Origin of the sequence: Adlercreutzia sp. DFI.6.23 (assembly GCF_024462535.1) — a bacterium.
GTDB classification, from domain to species: domain Bacteria; phylum Actinomycetota; class Coriobacteriia; order Coriobacteriales; family Eggerthellaceae; genus Adlercreutzia; species Adlercreutzia rubneri.
This window is the reverse complement of record NZ_JANGBP010000119.1, coordinates 1-427: the sequence shown is the minus strand read 5'-3', so window position 1 is coordinate 427 and position 427 is coordinate 1. Positions and strand designations below refer to the sequence as shown.

1 protein-coding gene is annotated in these 427 nt (G+C 68.4%); it reads right to left on the bottom strand.

The window, feature by feature from the left end:
• Nucleotides 1–427 (bottom strand): ATP-binding cassette domain-containing protein (locus NE591_RS12605; protein ID WP_256156786.1); only part of this gene is annotated, 427 nt, incomplete at both ends.

Here is a 427-nt window from a genome sequence, read left to right as displayed (position 1 = left end):
CCCCCGCGAGGCGCTTTCTCTCGCGCTTCGCCTGATCGCGCCGGCGGACGGCCGTTTCCCGCGCGAGCTGCTCCTGCCCGCGCCCCTGGCTGTAGCCGCCGGGCCGCGCCGTCACCTGACCGGCCGCCATGAACAAGCACTGGGAGCACAGCGCATCCAGCAGGGCGCGGTCATGGGAGATCAGCAGGCCCACGCCCTTGAAGCGCGCAAGAGCCGCCGTGACGGCCTCGCGGGTGGGGACATCGACGTGATTTGTGGGCTCGTCCATAACAAGCAGATCGGGACGCTGCCAGAGCGCGCAAGCTACCTGCAGCCGCTTTTGCTGGCCACAGGACAAGGTGTCGTGGCACCACGGCCAGTCGTCTTCCACGTCTAAATCACGGCGAAGGGCCACGGCGTCGCGGTCGTAGGCAGCGCACTTTCCATC